Annotated in this window: 1 protein-coding gene; it reads left to right on the plus strand. The window is 61.3% G+C overall.

The window, feature by feature from the left end:
• Positions 1 to 63 precede the first annotated feature (63 nt).
• Positions 64 to 605, plus strand: a 542-nt coding sequence (locus tag AC1RM6_RS30455) for an IS3 family transposase (RefSeq protein ID WP_493108448.1), incomplete at its 3' end; no start/stop codon positions are given.

Consider the following 605-nt stretch of genomic DNA (forward strand, 5'->3'; position numbering starts at 1 on the left):
CTTCTGTGCCTGCGCTCGAAGGCTTATGTGCCGAGGACGACAAATAGTCGGCATGGCTGGCGGGTGGTGCCCAACCTGGCGCGGGGCATGGAACTGACAGGGGTGGATCAACTCTGGGTGGCGGATATCACCTATATCCATCTGGCCGAAGAGTTCGCCTATCTGGCAGTCATCCTCGACGCGTTCAGCCGCAAGGTCATTGGCTGGGCGCTGGCGACGCACCTGCGCGCAGAGCTGGCAATCGAGGCGCTCGATATGGCGATCACCGCGCGCCGGCCGGTGCCGGGCAGCCTGATCCACCATAGTGATCGCGGAATCCAATATGCCTGCGGCGATTATACCGCCCGTCTGAAAGAGCATGACATCCAGCCCAGCATGAGCCGGGTCGGCAATCCCTATGACAATGCCAAGGCCGAACGCTTCATGCGCACGCTCAAACAGGAGGAAGTCGATGGTCGCGATTATCGCGATATCGACGAGGCCAGGCCGCGAATTGGGAGCTTCATCGAGGCCCTCTACAACCGTCAACGGCTGCATTCCGCGCTCGATTACCTGACACCGGAAGAATATGAGGCGAAGCTGCCAATGCGGGCGGGGCTCGCCCC

The organism is Rhizorhabdus sp. GW822-FHT03C02 (assembly GCF_058801765.1).